General features: G+C 71.1%; 23 protein-coding genes and 3 tRNA genes. 16 read left to right on the top strand and 10 right to left on the bottom strand.

The features are described 5' to 3' along the window. Nucleotides 1–5 precede the first annotated feature (5 nt). From idi to ACQVFL_RS00105, 6 genes are all read left to right on the top strand, one after another. Complete coding sequence (gene idi / locus ACQVFL_RS00130) at nucleotides 6–584, top strand: isopentenyl-diphosphate Delta-isomerase (protein ID WP_396691936.1); 579 nt, start codon at nucleotides 6–8, stop codon at nucleotides 582–584. Beyond that, a complete protein-coding gene (locus tag ACQVFL_RS00125; protein ID WP_396691935.1) occupies nucleotides 574–1,509 on the top strand; it encodes a MerR family transcriptional regulator in 936 nt (311 codons plus the stop codon). The genes idi and ACQVFL_RS00125 overlap by 11 nt, the downstream gene beginning before the upstream one ends. Nucleotides 1,510–1,665: 156 nt before the next feature. Then, nucleotides 1,666–2,454, top strand: coding sequence for a polysaccharide deacetylase family protein (locus tag ACQVFL_RS00120; protein WP_396691934.1), 789 nt, complete (start codon nucleotides 1,666–1,668; stop codon nucleotides 2,452–2,454). 153 nt (nucleotides 2,455–2,607) lie between these two features. Further along, nucleotides 2,608–2,680: transfer RNA gene (locus ACQVFL_RS00115), tRNA-Glu, on the top strand. 33 nt (nucleotides 2,681–2,713) lie between these two features. After that, nucleotides 2,714–2,787, top strand: a tRNA-Asp gene (locus ACQVFL_RS00110). A gap of 102 nt (nucleotides 2,788–2,889) precedes the next feature. Then, nucleotides 2,890–2,966, top strand: a tRNA-Phe gene (locus ACQVFL_RS00105). Nucleotides 2,967–3,063: 97 nt separating this feature from the next. Here ACQVFL_RS00105 and ACQVFL_RS00100 read toward each other — a convergent pair. Together ACQVFL_RS00100 and ACQVFL_RS00095 are read right to left on the bottom strand one after the other, a co-directional pair. After that, on the bottom strand, nucleotides 3,064–3,339 hold the full coding sequence (locus ACQVFL_RS00100; RefSeq protein WP_431728266.1) for a hypothetical protein: 276 nt from the start codon (nucleotides 3,337–3,339) through the stop codon (nucleotides 3,064–3,066). Between the two features lie 326 nt (nucleotides 3,340–3,665). Continuing rightward, a complete protein-coding gene (locus tag ACQVFL_RS00095) occupies nucleotides 3,666–4,070 on the bottom strand; it encodes a GntR family transcriptional regulator (RefSeq protein ID WP_431728265.1) in 405 nt (134 codons plus the stop codon). Nucleotides 4,071–4,231: 161 nt separating this feature from the next. Between ACQVFL_RS00095 and ACQVFL_RS00090 the strand changes: the two genes are divergently transcribed. The 3 genes from ACQVFL_RS00090 (at nucleotide 4,232) to ACQVFL_RS00080 (ending at nucleotide 6,090) form a co-directional block, all read left to right on the top strand. Then, nucleotides 4,232–5,467, top strand: a complete 1,236-nt coding sequence (locus ACQVFL_RS00090; protein WP_431728264.1) for a helix-turn-helix domain-containing protein — start codon at nucleotides 4,232–4,234, stop codon at nucleotides 5,465–5,467. Nucleotides 5,468–5,726: 259 nt separating this feature from the next. Then, entirely contained in the window at nucleotides 5,727–5,900 is a 174-nt protein-coding gene (locus ACQVFL_RS00085) for a hypothetical protein (RefSeq protein WP_431728263.1), read from the top strand. Then, nucleotides 5,893–6,090, top strand: coding sequence for a hypothetical protein (locus ACQVFL_RS00080; protein ID WP_431728262.1), 198 nt, complete (start codon nucleotides 5,893–5,895; stop codon nucleotides 6,088–6,090). The genes ACQVFL_RS00085 and ACQVFL_RS00080 overlap by 8 nt, the downstream gene beginning before the upstream one ends. Before the next feature lie 61 nt (nucleotides 6,091–6,151). On the opposite strand, the gene ACQVFL_RS00075 is transcribed toward ACQVFL_RS00080, so the two are convergent. Then, entirely contained in the window at nucleotides 6,152–6,373 is a 222-nt protein-coding gene (locus ACQVFL_RS00075; protein WP_431728261.1) for a hypothetical protein, read from the bottom strand. Between the two features lie 148 nt (nucleotides 6,374–6,521). Here ACQVFL_RS00075 and ACQVFL_RS00070 point away from each other — a divergent pair, with 148 nt between their 5' ends. From ACQVFL_RS00070 to ACQVFL_RS00040, 7 genes are all read left to right on the top strand, one after another. Beyond that, the gene (locus ACQVFL_RS00070; protein WP_431728260.1) at nucleotides 6,522–7,943 is read left to right on the top strand and encodes a hypothetical protein; all 1,422 of its coding nucleotides are present in this window, start codon (nucleotides 6,522–6,524) and stop codon (nucleotides 7,941–7,943) included. 3 nt (nucleotides 7,944–7,946) lie between these two features. Beyond that, a complete protein-coding gene (locus ACQVFL_RS00065; protein ID WP_431728259.1) occupies nucleotides 7,947–8,141 on the top strand; it encodes a hypothetical protein in 195 nt (64 codons plus the stop codon). 77 nt (nucleotides 8,142–8,218) lie between these two features. Further along, complete coding sequence (locus ACQVFL_RS00060; RefSeq protein WP_431728258.1) at nucleotides 8,219–8,557, top strand: hypothetical protein; 339 nt, start codon at nucleotides 8,219–8,221, stop codon at nucleotides 8,555–8,557. Continuing rightward, nucleotides 8,557–8,793 carry a hypothetical protein gene (locus ACQVFL_RS00055; RefSeq protein WP_431728257.1) on the top strand — a complete coding sequence of 79 codons (237 nt, stop codon included), beginning with the start codon at nucleotides 8,557–8,559 and terminating at the stop codon, nucleotides 8,791–8,793. Before ACQVFL_RS00060 ends, ACQVFL_RS00055 begins: the two co-directional genes overlap by 1 nt. A 14-nt stretch (nucleotides 8,794–8,807) precedes the next feature. Beyond that, nucleotides 8,808–9,317, top strand: coding sequence for a hypothetical protein (locus ACQVFL_RS00050; RefSeq protein ID WP_387261538.1), 510 nt, complete (start codon nucleotides 8,808–8,810; stop codon nucleotides 9,315–9,317). Continuing rightward, nucleotides 9,317–9,799: a hypothetical protein gene (locus ACQVFL_RS00045; protein WP_431728256.1), complete on the top strand. Its 483-nt coding sequence runs from the start codon at nucleotides 9,317–9,319 to the stop codon at nucleotides 9,797–9,799. The genes ACQVFL_RS00050 and ACQVFL_RS00045 overlap by 1 nt, the downstream gene beginning before the upstream one ends. Nucleotides 9,800–9,946: 147 nt before the next feature. Continuing rightward, complete coding sequence (locus ACQVFL_RS00040; RefSeq protein ID WP_431728255.1) at nucleotides 9,947–10,348, top strand: MmpS family transport accessory protein; 402 nt, start codon at nucleotides 9,947–9,949, stop codon at nucleotides 10,346–10,348. Between the two features lie 114 nt (nucleotides 10,349–10,462). Here ACQVFL_RS00040 and ACQVFL_RS00035 read toward each other — a convergent pair whose 3' ends face one another. From ACQVFL_RS00035 to ACQVFL_RS00005, 7 genes are all read right to left on the bottom strand, one after another. Next, complete coding sequence (locus ACQVFL_RS00035) at nucleotides 10,463–10,711, bottom strand: hypothetical protein (protein ID WP_431728254.1); 249 nt, start codon at nucleotides 10,709–10,711, stop codon at nucleotides 10,463–10,465. Next, nucleotides 10,708–10,911 (bottom strand): hypothetical protein, encoded by a 204-nt coding sequence (locus ACQVFL_RS00030; protein ID WP_431728253.1) that lies wholly within the window; start codon nucleotides 10,909–10,911, stop codon nucleotides 10,708–10,710. Before ACQVFL_RS00030 ends, ACQVFL_RS00035 begins: the two co-directional genes overlap by 4 nt. A gap of 11 nt (nucleotides 10,912–10,922) precedes the next feature. Continuing rightward, a complete protein-coding gene (locus ACQVFL_RS00025; protein ID WP_431728252.1) occupies nucleotides 10,923–11,237 on the bottom strand; it encodes a hypothetical protein in 315 nt (104 codons plus the stop codon). Between the two features lie 9 nt (nucleotides 11,238–11,246). Beyond that, a complete protein-coding gene (locus ACQVFL_RS00020; RefSeq protein WP_431728251.1) occupies nucleotides 11,247–11,621 on the bottom strand; it encodes a hypothetical protein in 375 nt (124 codons plus the stop codon). A gap of 2 nt (nucleotides 11,622–11,623) precedes the next feature. Next, complete coding sequence (locus ACQVFL_RS00015) at nucleotides 11,624–12,478, bottom strand: peptidoglycan-binding protein (RefSeq protein WP_431728250.1); 855 nt, start codon at nucleotides 12,476–12,478, stop codon at nucleotides 11,624–11,626. A gap of 242 nt (nucleotides 12,479–12,720) precedes the next feature. Next, nucleotides 12,721–14,499: a hypothetical protein gene (locus ACQVFL_RS00010; protein WP_431728249.1), complete on the bottom strand. Its 1,779-nt coding sequence runs from the start codon at nucleotides 14,497–14,499 to the stop codon at nucleotides 12,721–12,723. A 13-nt stretch (nucleotides 14,500–14,512) separates the two neighbouring features. Continuing rightward, on the bottom strand, nucleotides 14,513–14,956 hold the full coding sequence (locus ACQVFL_RS00005) for a hypothetical protein (RefSeq protein WP_431728248.1): 444 nt from the start codon (nucleotides 14,954–14,956) through the stop codon (nucleotides 14,513–14,515). Nucleotides 14,957–15,040: the final 84 nt, after the last annotated feature.

Below are 15,040 nucleotides of genomic sequence, written 5' to 3'. Positions count from 1 at the left end.
CTCTGATGTCACTGTCTCGGGAAGCCCACCTGGTCGAGCTGGTCGACGAGGCGGGCCGACGGACCGGGTCGGCCACCGTGGCCGCCGCCCACCAGACCCCCGGTCGACTGCACCGCGCCTTCTCGGTGCTGCTCGTCTCGCCGGACGGCCGGATCCTGCTCCAGCGCCGGGCCGCGACGAAGACCCGGTTCCCGCTGCGCTGGGCCAACACGTGCTGCGGCCACCCGCAGCCCGGCGAGGACGTGGCCGAGTCCGCCAACCGTCGGTTGCACGAGGAACTCGGCGTCGGTCCGGTGACGCTGACCGAGGTCGGGGTGCACGTGTACCGCGCCGAGGACCCGGCCACCGGTCGGGTCGAGGTGGAGTACGACCACGTCCTGCGCGGCGAGTTCTCGCCGGACACCCCACTGACACCCGAGCCTGCCGAGGTCGCCGAGCTGCGCTGGGTCGACCCTGCGGCGCTGACCACCGAGCTCGACCGCGACCCCGACGCGTACGCGCCGTGGCTGGCCGGCGTGGTGGACCGCCTGCTGCACCCCTCGGCCTCGGCCGGCGACGGGTCGGAGCGGTCGGGTGGCCGATGAGGCACTGAGCGCGGGGGCGGTCGCCCGGCGACTCGGCGTCGCGGTGACCACGCTGCGCACCTGGCACCAGCGCTACGGCCTCGGGCCCAGCGAGCACGTACCCGGGCACCACCGCCGCTACACCGCGGCCGACCTGGCCCGGCTGGAGATCATGCGACGGCTCACCGGCGAGGGGGTCAGCCCGGCGGAGGCGGCGCGATGGGCCCGGCAGACCCCGACCACGGCGGCGGGCGGCATCGCCCGGTCGAGGACCGCACGGGACGGCGGTGGCAACACCATTCCGGTGGGTCGCGCCGGTCCGGCAGCGCGTGGCCTGGCCCGCGCCGCGATGCGACTGGACTCGGTCGCGATCACTGAGGCGATCACCCGCAGTCTGGCCACCGAGGGCGTGATCGGCACCTGGGACCGGCTACTGCGCCCGGTGCTCGCCGGCATCGGGCAGCGGCACGCCGCGACCGCCGCGCTGATCGAGGTGGAGCATCTGGTCTCGCGCTGCGTCTCGGCGGCGTTCGCCACGGCGGCGGCCGGCCGCCCCATCCTCGGGGCGCCGCGCATCCTGCTCTCCTGCGCCGACGAGGAGCAGCACAGCCTGCCCCTGGAGGCGCTGGCCGCCGCGTTGTCCGAGGCCGGCGTCGGGCACCGGATGCTCGGTGCCCGGGTCCCGGTGGCGGCACTGCTGGACGCGATCGACCGGACCGGACCGGCCGCCGTGGTGGTCTGGTCACACACCCGGGCCACGGCCGATCCCGCCCAACTGTGTGCCCTGCTCACCGTGCCCCGTCGACCCCTGCTGGTCCTCGCGGCCGGGCCGGGGTGGCTCGCCGAGAGCCTGCCGGCGGGGGTGGTCCGTCCGGTCGACCTGACCGAGGCGGTCTCGCTCGTCGTCGCCGTACGCGACTCGCTCGACCGTCCGGCCGCGTCCTGATCGAAATTTCGGGTGCCTTCGCACGCATCCATGCATGTTTGGGGCTTTCGGCCGGCACGGAAAGCGGCGGCACCCTGACCCGGCGTTTGTCCACTCAAAACGGGTGAACTAGCGTCGGGCAGTCCGCCGAACCCGAACCCCTCTCGGGAGCGAACGATGCGTACCCGTGTCCTGCTCGCGTGTGTCACGAGCCTGGTCCTGCTGGTCACCGGCTGCGGCAGTGGCGGCGACTCGCCCCAGGCGACCGCACCGTCCAGCCCTCCTCCGTCGGCCGCCCTGCCGCCGGAGCCGTCACCGTCGCCGTCGCCGACGCTGGCCCCGACCAAGCCCCCGCTGCGGGCACTGCCGGCGAAGCTGCCGGCCGGGCTGGTCCGCAGCACCGGGGCCGAGGGGGTGGCGCTCACCTTCGACGACGGACCCGATCCGACCTGGACGCCCAAGGTGCTCGACCGACTTGAGAAGGCCGGGGTCACCGCCACCTTCTGTGTGGTCGGCAGCCAGGTCCGCAAGCACCCGGACCTGCTCCGGCGGATCGTGCAGGAGGGGCACCAGCTCTGCAACCACAGTTGGAACCACGATCTCGACCTGGCCCGGCGTCCGGTCGCCGAGATCCGCGCCGACCTGGTCCGGACGAACAAGGAGATCCGGCGGGCGGTACCCGACGCGGAGATCCCGTTCTACCGCCAGCCCGGCGGCCGATGGACCGCCGAAGTGGTCCGGGTCGCCAAGAAGCTGGACATGCGGTCGCTGCACTGGACGGTGGACCCGCAGGACTGGGCCAAGCCGACCGCCGCCACGATCGCGAAGCGGGTGAAGCGTGCCGCCAAGCCCGGTGCGGTGGTGCTGCTGCACGACGGAGGCGGCAATCGGGCCGCCACGCTCGCCGCCTGCACCAGGGTGATCGCCGCCCTGAAGCGCGACCTCGGCATCACCAAGCTCGACTAGACCCGCTCTGAGCTGCCGTTTTACGAGACGTTGTGGCTGTAGCCATACCGGTTTGGCCGACCGGTGAGACATCACGTATGCTTTCCAAGCCTCCGGCGGGGCCGGATGGGAGCAAGTCCGCTCACGTTGCGAATGTGCAATGATAGCGGGGCCGCCCTCATCGTCTAGCGGCCCAGGACGCCGCCCTTTCAAGGCGGTAGCACGGGTTCGAATCCCGTTGGGGGCACGGTTCGACCTCGGTCGAATGCAACACCAGCTAGGTCCTGTGGAGCAGTTGGAGTGCTCGCCGCCCTGTCAAGGCGGAGGTCGCGGGTTCAAGTCCCGTCAGGACCGCAAGCGCTGACGCCGCGCACCTCGCGCGGCGTTCTGCGTATCGGGGCATGTGACCCTCCCGACGGGAAGCCGGTGGGCCGGGTAGCATGAGCCGAGCACCACGGCCAGGTAGCTCAGTTGGTACGAGCTTGGTCCGACTGAAAATCGGAAGGTCGGCGGTTCGACCCCGCCCCTGGCCACATAGCCTTTCGCCGGGCTATACAGGGAAAACGCCCCACCGGAGATCATCCGGCGGGGCGTTTCTCTACGTGTGGGGACACTGTGGGGACAGCGAGGTCAGCGACTCTCGCTGGCCGGCCGATCCCGCAGGGCAGCCGCGAGCCGGTCGACGGTCTCCCGCACACCGTCGACATACCCGCGGGCCCGGGCTGCAGCATGACCGAGCAGCCCCAGGCTGGCCATCCCGAGCATCACGTCCGCAGTGGCGAGGACGGCGATGCGGATCGTCACCGGCCCATCAGCGCGGACGCCGTGGTAGACGAGCCAGGCGAGCAGGATCACGGCCAGTGTGCCTGTGGCGCAGCCGGCGATGATCAGCGGTCGGTGGTGCATGGGGCAGCTCCTCGCATCGGTGCGGTGAGATCAGTGCCGAGGGGACCCACGAGGCGGCGTATGGGCAAGAGTGCGCCCTGGTGGTCGCCTCCCCCACGGTGGCGATCTCCACGGTCCCGGTGATGAGACCGGAGGGGCCATAGTGGCTGATGAGACGGGATCGCGCACCTACGGTGCGATCGTCCGGCGTCCGGAAGGTGAGCAGTTCGCATATTTCGATGGGATTAGCAGGAAGCCTACTTTGCGCTATATGGAAATTGCACTTGGCAACCGTGACGTTCCGCCTCGCCGAACGATTCGCGCGCGAGGCAAGATCGACGATCTTGTTACCGGAAAGACAGCTCCGTCGTGCTCGCCGGATGCTCCGCCACGACCCGGCCACCCAACGACACCACCAGCACATGCTCACCCACCGCCAGGCCAAACCGGTCCCGCTGCTCCCGAGACGCCGGCACGCTCACCGCCGTCGCCCCGCGCGGCACAGTCACCCGCCTGCGCTCCTCGGCCACCAGCACCCGCGTACCGTAGCCGGACTCGGTGACTACCAGCCCTTCCCCACGAAGCACCGCGAGCGCCCGCCGCACGGTCTCCCGACTCACCCCGTAGGTCTGTTCCAGCCGCTTACTGGACGGCAGGAGACTCCCTGGCGGGATTTCCCCAGCCTCTATCGACGTGCGCAGCAAGTCAGCAAGCTGCTGGTAGACAGCCCGCTCCGCGCCAAAGTCGATCATCCCCGAACGGTACGAAGTGGCTATCCACATAGGTACCTGGGATCCTGGGATCCCCGGATCCTCACCATGACCACCAGCAACCGGTACCGTCGAACACGGCGGACCTGCCGGTTGTAGCGGTCGGCAGGCCGCCGCCCAGACCGCTACCTGGGAGTCCTGCCATGACCCGAACCACCGGCCAGATCCTCGCCGATCACCGCCAACGCGCCAGCCTCACCCAGGAGCAGCTCGCCGAACGCTCCGGGATCAGCGTCGAGACCATCCGCAAGCTGGAGCAAGGCGTCCGCAAGAGCGCCCGCATGGACACGCTGCACGCACTCGCACGTGCCCTCGGCCTGCCCACCAGCGCGCTGATCGGAGACCAGGCCGAGGCCGCCGCCCGCGCCGAGCCCGACCACCGGCCTCTCTCCCTCGCGGAGATCCGCCGCGCCGTCGCGCCGGTCCGCGGCCTCGGTGGCACCACCCTCGCCGCACCGCCGGGCGAGCCGCCCGCACCCGAGGTGCTGCGCCGCCGGCTACACGCCGCCGATCGGGCGTACCAGGCCAACGACTACGCGACCGCGCTCAGTTCGCTGCCACCGCTCCTGCTCGGCGTCCGGGCCGCCGCCGGACTGGCCACCGACAGCACCCGCCCGGCCGCGCTGGTGCTCGTCGCCCGCACCCTTCACCTCAGCGGCAACCTGCTGATCCAGCTACGGGCCGGCGACCTCGCCCAGACCGCGCTCACCGCCGCGCTCGACGCCGCCGAGGACGCCGGGGACCAGGTGGTGGCCGCCACCGTCGTGCAGGGCATGTGCTGGCTACTGATGCGGCAGGGTCGACTCGCCGAGGCGGCCGAGCTGGCCACGCGCACCGCCGACCAGATCGAGCCTCGCTTCTCCCGGGCCACTCCGGCGGAGCTGGCCGCCTGGGGTTGGCTGGCCATGGGTGCCGCCGCCGCGTACGCCCGCGACAACCGCCCAGACGTCGCCGCCGACCTGGTCGACGCGGCCGCCGCCGCGGCGGTCCGGATCGGTGAGCGGGCCCCCGATAGTGAGCACCTGATGATGGTCGGCGGATTCGGCTCGGCGAGGGTACAGATGCAGCGCGTGGAGAACGCCGCAGTGGCCGGTGACCCCGGCCGCGTGCTCTCCCTGGCTGAGGTGGTCCCGTCCGGCCCGACGCCCGTCGGGTCGAGTTGGCAGCGTCACCGCCTGGACGTGGCGTGGGCACATGCCGAGCAGCGCCAGTACGCCGACGCCACCGCGGTGCTGCTCCAGCTTCAAGAGCGCGCTCCGGCCTGGCTGCGACATCAGCGATACGCGCGAGACATCGTGCGGCAGATCGCTGAGGGCCGTCGCCGAGCAATGTCGACCGAGCTGGCCGGGCTGGCCGCACTGGTGGGCTGCACACCGTAACTGGTACGTGGCGTACCAGTGATAGCGCACTGGCTGGCAACTGGTCGTAGGCGCACCTGGTTGATCGCCGATCTACAACCGAAAGTCAGATTGTGAGTTGTCGGCTACCGTGCGCTGCCCCCGTGGTGCATGGCGCGGCCCTCACCGCGACAGGCAGGGCCTTTTCCATGGCAGGAGGCGGGCCCGTCGTCGTGTCGGAAAGACCGGCGGCCGGTGCAGGGGTGCCCGGCCGCCGGGACCGACCTCCCGGGAGGCTGCGATGCACGACGAGCCCGCGCCGGACGTCGAGCAGTTGGCCGCCGTGGTGATGGCCCGGCACCGGGACGGACGCTGCCGCGCCTGCAAGACCGACGGCTGCCCCGAGCTGGACTGGGCCGCACCGGTCATGGCCGACGCCGAGGCGCGGTGGCTGGAGGCAGCCCGCGGTGGATGAGATCGCCCGGATCCGCGCCCGGCTGGTCCTCGCAGCCCGCGTCATCATCACCGACCACTGGCCCACCACGGACCGGCCCGACTGGTGCCCGATCTGCAACTGCCCGTGGAAGTGCTGGCCGCTGGCCACCGCGTACGCGTACCTGCGGTTGGAGGGCCAGCACCTGTGGACCCCGCCGCACGCGCGCTGACCTGCGAGACGCAGAATGCCCCACCGCCCGATGGGGCTGGTGGGGCGTCGCGGTGAGGAGGTCAGGAGGGCGGCTGCTGGGCTTCCTGCCGGCGCCGGAGGAACGCCTCCACGGCTGCAGGGGCGACCATGCGGTATCCGGACTCGGTGCGATACCAGTCCTTGCCCTGCTCGCCGAAGTGCCCGCCGTCGATCCTGCGGCGGAGGGTGTCGATCTTGTCTGGGTAGCCGGCGGCCCGAACCGCGTCCATCACCTGCTGCACGGTGAGCCACTCCGCTGCCACGTCCGCCCTCTCTGTCGACCCTCGCAACCCTGGCGAGTCTCCTGATGATCGCAGACGCGGGGGCGCATGGGCAGTAGCGGTAGGGGGCGACATGCCGCAACCCTAGCAACATTGGCAACCCTAGCAACCTTGTGTCATGATTCCGGGCATGCAGATCCCCCAGCCGCTCCAGGACGCGTACGCCGCGACCGCCGAGGTGGTCGCGGCGTACGCCTCTCTCGTCGCCGCCGGCGCCGGTGCGGTCGGCGCGCTCATTGCGGTCTACACGTTCCGCAAGTTCGTCAAGCGGCACGAGCACGACGAGATCGCCGCCAACCTCGGCGTTCTGCTGTTCCTGGTGGTTACCACCGAAGGCATGTGGGAGGTCGTGCGCTTCAAGATGGGCGTCCCGCCCCTGCTGGCCGTGGCCATGTTCGCGGCATACGACGTGGTCATCTACTCGCAGGGGGCGGCGGCTCTACGCAAGCTCCGCGAGAACGCGGCCGCCCGGATCGGCAGCAACCTCCTGATCATCTGGGGGCTGTCGGCCGCCGCCTCGGTCACCGTCAGCTTCGCTGGCGGCAACCTGGCCACCTGGTTCTTCCGCTTCTTCAGCCCGCTGGTCGCCGCTGCCCTCTGGACCCAGAAGTTGCAGGCCCACCGGGCGCGGACCGGAAAGCGCCAGGAGTCCAACTGGATCTGGACCCCGGACCGCCTGCTGGTCCGGTGGGGACTCAAGAAGCCGGGCGCGGTCGACGACCTCAGCGACGTGTTCTCGCGGCGGCGCATTGCTGCTCTGGTCAACGCCGGGATGGAGCTGTACGTGCAGCAGCAGGCCGCGAAGCTGCGCGGCGACGCGCCCGCCGAGACGTCACGGTGGCCGTGGCGCCGCCAGGACCCGCTCGCCTCGGCCCTCCGCCACCTCCAGGAGCTGACCAAAGAGGCCGACGCTGCCACCGTCCGGGCAGCTCGGGAGCAACTGCGCCGGGTGCTGAGCATCGAGACCGAGTTGTTCCGCGACGACACCCGGCCGACCGAGTCTGAGCGACGGGCGATGAATGAACTTCTACTGTCGGCGCGGATGGTCACCACCGACCTGGGCCGCCAGGTGGACCAGATGCGGGATGTCGGCTGGGTCCGGATGCCTACCTCGATCGCGGACCAGATCCCGGACCACCCGCCTGCGGCCTGGATCGCCCAGCACCGGACCAGCCTGGACCAGCCGACCGGACAGACCGCCACCAGCGAGGTGGACCAGCCGCCGGCCACCCAAGCGGACCAGGGAGCCGGACCAGCCCAGACCGGCAGCCCGGACCAGACGCCGAGCAGCGGGACCATCCCCGCCGTCCGCCCCGCGCCGGCCCAGCGGGCCACCGTCCGGGTGGCCCAGGTCCAGCCCGTCAGCCCCGCCCCGGCGGGCGAGGTGCCGCCCCGGGTGCGCGCCATGGTCCAGGCCCTGCGCGAGCAGTACCCGGACCAGGTCCCGGGCCGCCGGACCGTCATGCCGGTCATGGGATGGACCAACCACGAGGACTCACAGACCGCTATCAACCTGGTCCGCGCTGAGCGGACCAAGACCACCCAGGAGTGAGCGATGCCGAAGTCCCGCAAGGCAACCCGACAGGACTTCCTCAACATCGTGGGCCGGCTGGTAGTCGAGCGGTCCGGCCGCGATGACGAGAGCCGTCGTGCGTTCCGGGCGCTGCCGCCCGACGTTCAGGGCGAGATCCACGGCTGGGCTGCCGACGACCGGCAGCGCCTCGCCGAAGGCGTCATCTTCACCGACTGAGCACCCGTATCGCGGGGCCCGGCCCAAGCCTCCTACAGCACGGCCGGGCCCCGCACCTCCCAGAGGAGACACTCATCATGCCCCACCTGATCCGCGGCACCGTGCCGCCCGACTCGCCCGCGCGGGCACTCGCCGGCCGCACCGTCACCGTGCCCGCGACTGACCTGCCCGCAGTCGCCACCCGCGTCGCCGAGATGCGCGCCGCCCGCATCGACCCGGTCGTCCTCCCGGCCCGCTATGTGCCCTGGACGCCCATCGCCCTCACCCTGGCCAGCGCGGTCCTCGGCGCCCTCGTCGCCGCGCTGGCCGCCATCCTGGCCGGCGAGACCGGCATCGCCTGGGCCGCAGCGGGCGCCATGGTGCTCCTCGGCCTCGGCCTCTTCCCCGTCCTCGCGCACCAGGAGATGGACGCCTGATGGCCGCTCTGCCCTACCGGCTGCACATCTTCGACGGCCAGTACGAGGTCCTCCACGACCGGCGACACGTCGTGATCCTCGACCTGTCCATCCCCGGGTACGCGAGCATCCTCAGCCAGCAGCTCCAGACGCTCACCCGGGCGGCCCTGGACGCCAACGAACCGATGGACTCGCCGAGGTTGGAAGTCAGGGACGCCGCCACCGGCGTCAAGATCCTCGACTGGACGGGGGCCTGACCGTGGAGCACACCATGTCCCCGACCGCCGTAGCCGTGCTGCTGCTGCTCGCCCTGGTCGTCGACTACATGAGCGTCGGGCCGAACTCGCTCAGGGACCGGCTGGCGTTCTTCCTCGCCGTCCCCGCGATTTACGAGGGCTTCAACGAGTCGCCACTCGACCAGTGGACCGTCGGCACCGCCACCGCCTTCATCGAGAAGCTCCTCGACGCCACCGGCGGCGCCTACATCGCGGGCGCCTCCATCAACGCGATCCTCGGCGCCCTCGTCGGCCTGCTGTGGATCTACACGATCGGCTGCCTCCTGCCGGTCAAGGCCAGCAAGAAGCTCGGCCGATTCGCCACTCTCACGTTCCCGCAGAGCCCGCTCTACCGGATCAACACCCGGCTGTGGATCGCCGCGATCCTCCTCGGCATGTTGTCCGACCTGCCGGGCGGCCTGGTCGGTGACCTGACCCGGGGATCGATCGACCTACTCACCTGGCTGGTTGCACCGCTGCCGGCCCTCCTGTTCGGAGCCGCCTGATGCTGACCCTTGCTGCTGCTGAGGCAACCCGAGGTTGGGGTGGCCCGGTCGCCCTGCTCGTCGTCGCCGTTCTCTACATCGCTGGGGCGACCATCCACTACGGGTGGCTGGAGAAGCGCGGCGGCCTCCCCTCCCCCACCGAGGACACCGACACCGATCCTGGTGTCAAACCGCAGGTCAAGCCGGTGTCTGACACCGATGACACCGGCCGTGACACCGGCTGGTGGGGGCGGATCGTCGAACGCGACGGCCGCCGGGTACGCGCCACCGGCCCGGCCCCGGAACGGGACGAGGACCTCGACCTGGAGCTGGTCGACGAGGAGCCGGAGACTGCCGAGAAGGTCATCGGCCGGATGCTCGACCGTGGCCACCCGTACATGGAGATCGTGCGGCAGGTGATGGACGATCTCGAGGTGTCCGAGGCGACGGCCAAGCGCGCGATCCGGGACGTGCGGGCCGAGCGGATCGCGGCAGCGAGCTGACCGATGGTTCACACCTCGCTCGCCGATGCGGACACGATCACTATCGGCTGGGCGACAGTCATGTTCCGTAGTGGACTTGGCGCCCATACCTTCGGGCCTTTGCCGCTCCGGGCCCCCTCCGGAGCGAGGCGATTCGAGGAGATCCCCTTGCGTACGAAGATCACCACCGCGGGCGTTGCTGTGCTCGCCCTAATGGCCATCGCTTGCGGCGCCGGAGAGAGTGACACGGCTGGGCCCGGGGCCCAGGACCAGGCGGCCGGAGCTGCGGACAAGAAGGGCGAGAAGAAGGTCATCCTGGAGGTGACCGGGCCGAAGACTGCCGACGTAACCTACGGCCTCGGCGCCGACCAGTCGCAGGACAACGGCGCGAAGCTTCCCTGGAAGAAGGAGCTGACGTCGAAGGAGGCCATCATCATCCCGACGATCGTGGCTCAGTCGAAGGGCTCCAGCAAGATCAAGTGCAAGATCACCGTCGACGGTGAGGTGGTCAAGGAGAACGCCTCCGAAGGTGAGTTCGCGGTCGTTACCTGCACGGCCGACACCTTCTGACCCACGACGAAAGGGCCCCGCTCTCCCTAGGGAGAGCGGGGCCCTTCGGCATGATGGTCGGTCCCGCCGAGACGTCAGCGGCGGCACCGCGTCGACGATCCTATCGGGGCGGTGTCACGCCCATCCGCCGGTCAGGAAGTGCACCGACAGCCAGGCCATGAACGCCAGTAGCAGTACGCGCCTGGCCTGTGTCCAGCCGGAGCGAGGGCGCTCCGGCTCGCCCGGCTGACGCCGTTGGGTACCGAACCACGCCCAGACGTGCTCGCTGAGGGTGTCGCCCTTCCTGCTGTTGGCCAGGGCCAGGCCCTCGACGACCGAGAACCATGCGAACCAGGCCAGCCAGGCCCACGTCCAGCCGCTCACCGGGGCTCCGGGGCGCGGTTGGGTACGCGGTAGGTGGCGATGCCGACGCTGACGCCGGCGGCGATGCCGAGGCCGATGGACCGGGACACGGCCTCGTCGGTGAGGCCGGTCTCGGTGGCGGCCTGGACGAGCGCCGCGGCGAACGCGGCCGCGCCGGAACCGACGCCGGCGACGACGGCCTTGCGGATACGAGCGATCATGGTGAGCCTCCTCAGACTCGTTCGTTGCGGTCCCGCGCGCTCGGCGGGACGGGGTCCGGCGGAATTGGTTCCACGCCGGCGAGCCTCAGCTGGTAGCCGTAGCCTCCGGCCACCTGCCGCCAGTAGTCGCGGTCGGTCTCCGCTGTCTCGGCGCGGTTGTCGGCCTTGTCCCGTGCCCGGGCCAGGTCCCGCACCGACTCGCGCTCGTGCGCTCGCGCGCCCTGACGAAGCGAGCCGACGCCGCTGAACAGCGCCCGCAGGAATGCGATGCCGCCTCCGCCCAACAGGCCGGCTATCAGGGCGGTGATCGCTTCGGGCATGGTCACGGGCACCCCCTACCTGGCCCGACGGGTCGCCTCCACCCGTACTACCGACACGTCTCGCCACCGTCCGGCGAGCAGTAGCGCGAACCCTCCGAGCGCCAGGCTGGCCACCACTGACGCGGGAGCGAGGGCCGAGGCGAGCACCACGGCGTACACGCCGTGGGCGGCGCACAGCAGCGGCAGGCCGAGGTGCTCGCCGATCCATCGGTCGGTGATGGCGCCGGCGGCCGCCAGCACCCCGCCGAGGACCAGGAAGCCAGCCCAGAGGTACACCAGCGGGCCGGTGGCCTCCTGGACGCTCGGGGTGGGGTACAGGGCTGCGCCGATGCCGGCGGCGGCCATCATGGCGTAGCCGGCTACCCGGGACCACCGGCGCGGCGATGCCACCGTCACCCCTGCTTGGTGAGTTGCTCGGCGGCCAGGCCGATTGCCTCACGCGCCAGTAGCCGGTGGTCGACCTGCGCCGGCTGCGCCGGATCACCCTTCGGGCCCGCCGGGCCGCGCGGACCTTCCGGACCTCGGGGGCCAGGCTGCCCGGCGTTACGAATCGCGTGTGCCCGGTGTACCTGCTCGTAGGCGGCGGGGCTGTACGTGTCGCCGCTGGTGGCTTTGCTGCCGAGACTCTTGCGGCAGGCCAGCAGCGCGGCCGACGTCTTGTCCCAGTAGTGGCCGTCGATCTCACCGGGAGAGAAGCCGGCTGCCGCCAGCATCCGCTGCAGCGTCTCGACCGCCACCCCGCGGTCACCCTTCTTGCAGAGCATGTCCATTCCTCCAGTCGCTGGCACCCACAGATTCGCCCGCTGGTCGGCCCGGCTGCGATACCAGGCGATGTGTGACCAGAGATCGTGGCCACGCCCGGTGTAGAGAGCGAGGGCGCTGACACCCGCCCACCTGGCCCAGTAGTAGACGGGACGGTCCGGCCACGGCTGACCGATGAACTCGCAGACCATCGACAGCGCCGGGTCACCGGCCATGAGCCGAGCCAGCAGCTCGCGGTGCATCGTCCGCAGCGCCTGGTCGCCGCCGTGGCGAAAGTCGCCCGCGCACGCCCACGACCAGTTCGGGTACGGCCCGTCGGCGCCGGCCGGGTCGCGTCGTCGGCTGTAGTCGCCCGGGCCGACCTCGTTGGCGGCCCGGTGGAAACCTGAGCCGTGGGCGCCGTCGCCGACGATGCCGGAGTTACCGCCGCCCAGAGCCGTCCAGTCCGCCATCTCCTGCACGATCACCGGAGCTGCTACCGCCATCGACGTTCACCTCCTGGCCGAACTCGGCGTCGAGGAGCCTGCGAACTTCGGCGATGCCCGTTTGGTCGAGAGGTTCCGTCCACTGCTCGGGCTCGGAGTTGCCGGGGTCCGGCGGCGCGTCCTTCGGTTGGTCGGGGTCTGTCACTGCTGCTCCCATGCGAGGTCAGCCGCACACGCGGGCGTGGCGGCAACGAGGTGACGCGAGAGGGGTCTAGGTACGGCGGGCGACCATCAGGGCCCTGCTACTCGGGTTTGATGGCGATGAGTGCGTGGCCGGATCCCTGCGCGGCCCCGAACTCCCAGGCCACGCCCTGCGCCTCGACGGGGGCATCGACCTTGTAGACCACGGCCGGGCCGGCGCTGTGGGTGCCGAGCATCGTCCAGCCGGCCGATGGGGTCATCTGGCTGACCGTGTTGTTGTTGGCCTGGCAGATGCCGATGAGCAGCCGGCCCGGGCCGGACGGGGTGATCAGCAGCGGCGCCGGCGTCAGCGACGACGAGCGGAAGTCCGCGACGACGTCGTCGATCGGGGCGACCGGGTCGTGGCCGTCGACCTCGTAGAGACTCGCGTAGGCGGTGCCGGCGCCGGTGAACGCGATGGAGATGGTGATCTCGCCCGAGGCGGCCGGCTGGCAGGTGTAGACCGCGACCTGGCGGCCGACGCCACCGGACTGCGGCGCCCACCCGCCCGGGTCGAGCGCCCACGCGTTGCTGGCCGAGTCGGTGACGCCGGTGAACCGGCCGGTAGCGGTGGTGTGGGCCAGGGCGAGCACGTAGAAGCGGCCGGCGGTGACGGTGCGGGTGATCGTCAGCGGCGAGGTGCCGCCGGGGGTGGCCGAGCCGGCGTAGGAGATCTCCCACCCGCCGGTGTCCTGCTCGGCGATCACCCGGGCGTATGTGACGTCGTCCAGGCTCAGCTCCAGCGGGCCGGCCACGGTCGCGCGGGCGACCAGCTCGCCGGCGACGTTCAGCTCACACGACACTGCGGGCCCGGTGGTGGTCGGCAGCGCGAGGAGACGCCGGGACAGCGGCAGGAACCCGGTCGGCAGGGCGAGGATCGTGTCTCCGGAGGTGATGCCGGCGCAGGCCACCCAGCCCTGCAGCCGCACGACGTCGTCGGTGTCCCAGCGGGCTCCCAGTGGCGCGGGGCCGACTGTGCTGGAGGCGGCGTAGTCGCCGGTGTCGTCCGGGTCGACGTCCAGGATCGCGACCCAGGTCTGGTCGGAGGTGACCGGTCGGCCGGCGGCGTCGATCCCGCCGATGTTGACTCTCTGGTTGTCCACTCCGCGGCGCTGGACCAGGATCGCGCGGCCGGTCGCGTCGTAGGCCATCACGATGGTGATCGGGGAGTCCCACTTGGCTCCTTCGACCACCTCGTACCGGTCGTAGTTGCGTTCGTTGGACCAGCGGACCATCCGCCACACGCCGTTGTGGTTGACCCACGTCTCGCGGACGTTCGCGGCGTTGTAGGGGGGCGTCGACGTGAACTGCAGGATCTCGATCGGCTCCGTCAGCGGCGGCATCTGCTCCGGCCAGCGCTGCTGGTAGCGGACGTCCCCGCGGGCGGCGTCGAGGTAACCGGGGTGCGGGTCCGGAGCCTCCAGGTGCGCGGGCAGCGCGGAGTTGCTCGCGGCCTCGCGGGCCGCGCTGGCGGCCTCCTGCGCGGCTACCACTGCGGCGTCGGCCACCTCTCGGGCCTGCGCGGCGAGCTGCGGCACGTCGGTGGTGACCACGATGAAGCGGGGGCCGCCGTCGACTGAGACCCAGATGACCGGTGCTGGTGCCCGGAACCGTGGCCACTGTCCCGGGCCGTAGACCTCGCTGGTCTCGGGGATGACCACGTCGGTGATCGGTGCGCCGCTGGCGTCCGCCAGGTCGGTGATCTGGTCGTCGCCGCCCTGCGACCAGTGGCAGGTCAGCTTCGCGCCTGGCTTGAAGCGGGCCAGCAGGGTGGTGCCCGAGACGGTGACGGCCTGGGTCGCCCAGTCGGCCGGGCCGCCACCAAAATGAAACTGCGTCACGGCAGCCCCCTCCTCAGTAGTTGACCGGCCACGACACGGCCTGCAGGTTGGCGAAGCGGTTCGTCTCGATGCCGCCGCCCCAGAACGTCAGGGTGATCAGCCCTGTTGCGGCGAAGACCTTGCCGGTGACGCGCGCTCCGGACGAGGGCACATGGCCGACGATCTCGAAGTCGTCCATGGGCCGGAAGCCGGTCGGGATGGTGCCGAGATTGCTTGTCGCCGAGGCCGCGATGTTCGCGCCGGACCGTTGAGGGCTGATCGCGAGGGACGCCCAGCCGTTGCGCTTGCGGATCCGGTTGATGCTGGCCTGCCACTGCTGCGCGGCCGGCGGAGCGGGCGACAGGCCGCCGAGGGATGAGGCCGCGTTGTCGCCGATGACGAACCACTGGCTGCCGGTGCCGACGAGGTAGCGGCCGGTCTCGTGTTCCCAGAGCGTGCGGCCGGCCTCGTTGGGCATGAGGGTCGCGCGGCCGGCGCGGTACTGGGCGTCGCTGCCGATGTACCAGGTGGTGGGGGTGGCCGTTGCGCCGGCGACGGTGCC

Origin of the sequence: Verrucosispora sp. TAA-831, from assembly GCF_050780145.1 — a bacterium.
Classification (GTDB): Bacteria; Actinomycetota; Actinomycetes; order Mycobacteriales; family Micromonosporaceae; genus Micromonospora.
The sequence above is the reverse complement of the archived record's forward strand: the minus strand, read 5'-3'. Positions and strand labels throughout refer to the sequence as shown.

Bases quoted from the DNA above. Each gene is read 5' to 3' on its own strand.
- ACQVFL_RS00070 (WP_431728260.1), top strand. From the start codon at position 6,522: ATGCAGATCCCCCAGCCGCTCCAGGACGCGTACGCCGCGACCGCCGAG.
- ACQVFL_RS00055 (WP_431728257.1), top strand. From the start codon at position 8,557: ATGGCCGCTCTGCCCTACCGGCTGCACATCTTCGACGGCCAGTACGAG.
- ACQVFL_RS00085 (WP_431728263.1), top strand. From the start codon at position 5,727: ATGCACGACGAGCCCGCGCCGGACGTCGAGCAGTTGGCCGCCGTGGTG.
- ACQVFL_RS00030 (WP_431728253.1), bottom strand. From the start codon at position 10,911: ATGATCGCTCGTATCCGCAAGGCCGTCGTCGCCGGCGTCGGTTCCGGC.
- ACQVFL_RS00095 (WP_431728265.1), bottom strand. From the start codon at position 4,070: ATGATCGACTTTGGCGCGGAGCGGGCTGTCTACCAGCAGCTTGCTGAC.
- ACQVFL_RS00060 (WP_431728258.1), top strand. From the start codon at position 8,219: ATGCCCCACCTGATCCGCGGCACCGTGCCGCCCGACTCGCCCGCGCGG.
- ACQVFL_RS00015 (WP_431728250.1), bottom strand. From the start codon at position 12,478: ATGGCGGTAGCAGCTCCGGTGATCGTGCAGGAGATGGCGGACTGGACG.
- ACQVFL_RS00045 (WP_431728256.1), top strand. From the start codon at position 9,317: ATGCTGACCCTTGCTGCTGCTGAGGCAACCCGAGGTTGGGGTGGCCCG.
- ACQVFL_RS00065 (WP_431728259.1), top strand. From the start codon at position 7,947: ATGCCGAAGTCCCGCAAGGCAACCCGACAGGACTTCCTCAACATCGTG.
- ACQVFL_RS00050 (WP_387261538.1), top strand. From the start codon at position 8,808: ATGTCCCCGACCGCCGTAGCCGTGCTGCTGCTGCTCGCCCTGGTCGTC.
- ACQVFL_RS00100 (WP_431728266.1), bottom strand. From the start codon at position 3,339: ATGCACCACCGACCGCTGATCATCGCCGGCTGCGCCACAGGCACACTG.
- idi (WP_396691936.1), top strand. From the start codon at position 6: ATGTCACTGTCTCGGGAAGCCCACCTGGTCGAGCTGGTCGACGAGGCG.
- ACQVFL_RS00120 (WP_396691934.1), top strand. From the start codon at position 1,666: ATGCGTACCCGTGTCCTGCTCGCGTGTGTCACGAGCCTGGTCCTGCTG.
- ACQVFL_RS00090 (WP_431728264.1), top strand. From the start codon at position 4,232: ATGACCCGAACCACCGGCCAGATCCTCGCCGATCACCGCCAACGCGCC.
- ACQVFL_RS00005 (WP_431728248.1), bottom strand. From the start codon at position 14,956: ATGCCCAACGAGGCCGGCCGCACGCTCTGGGAACACGAGACCGGCCGC.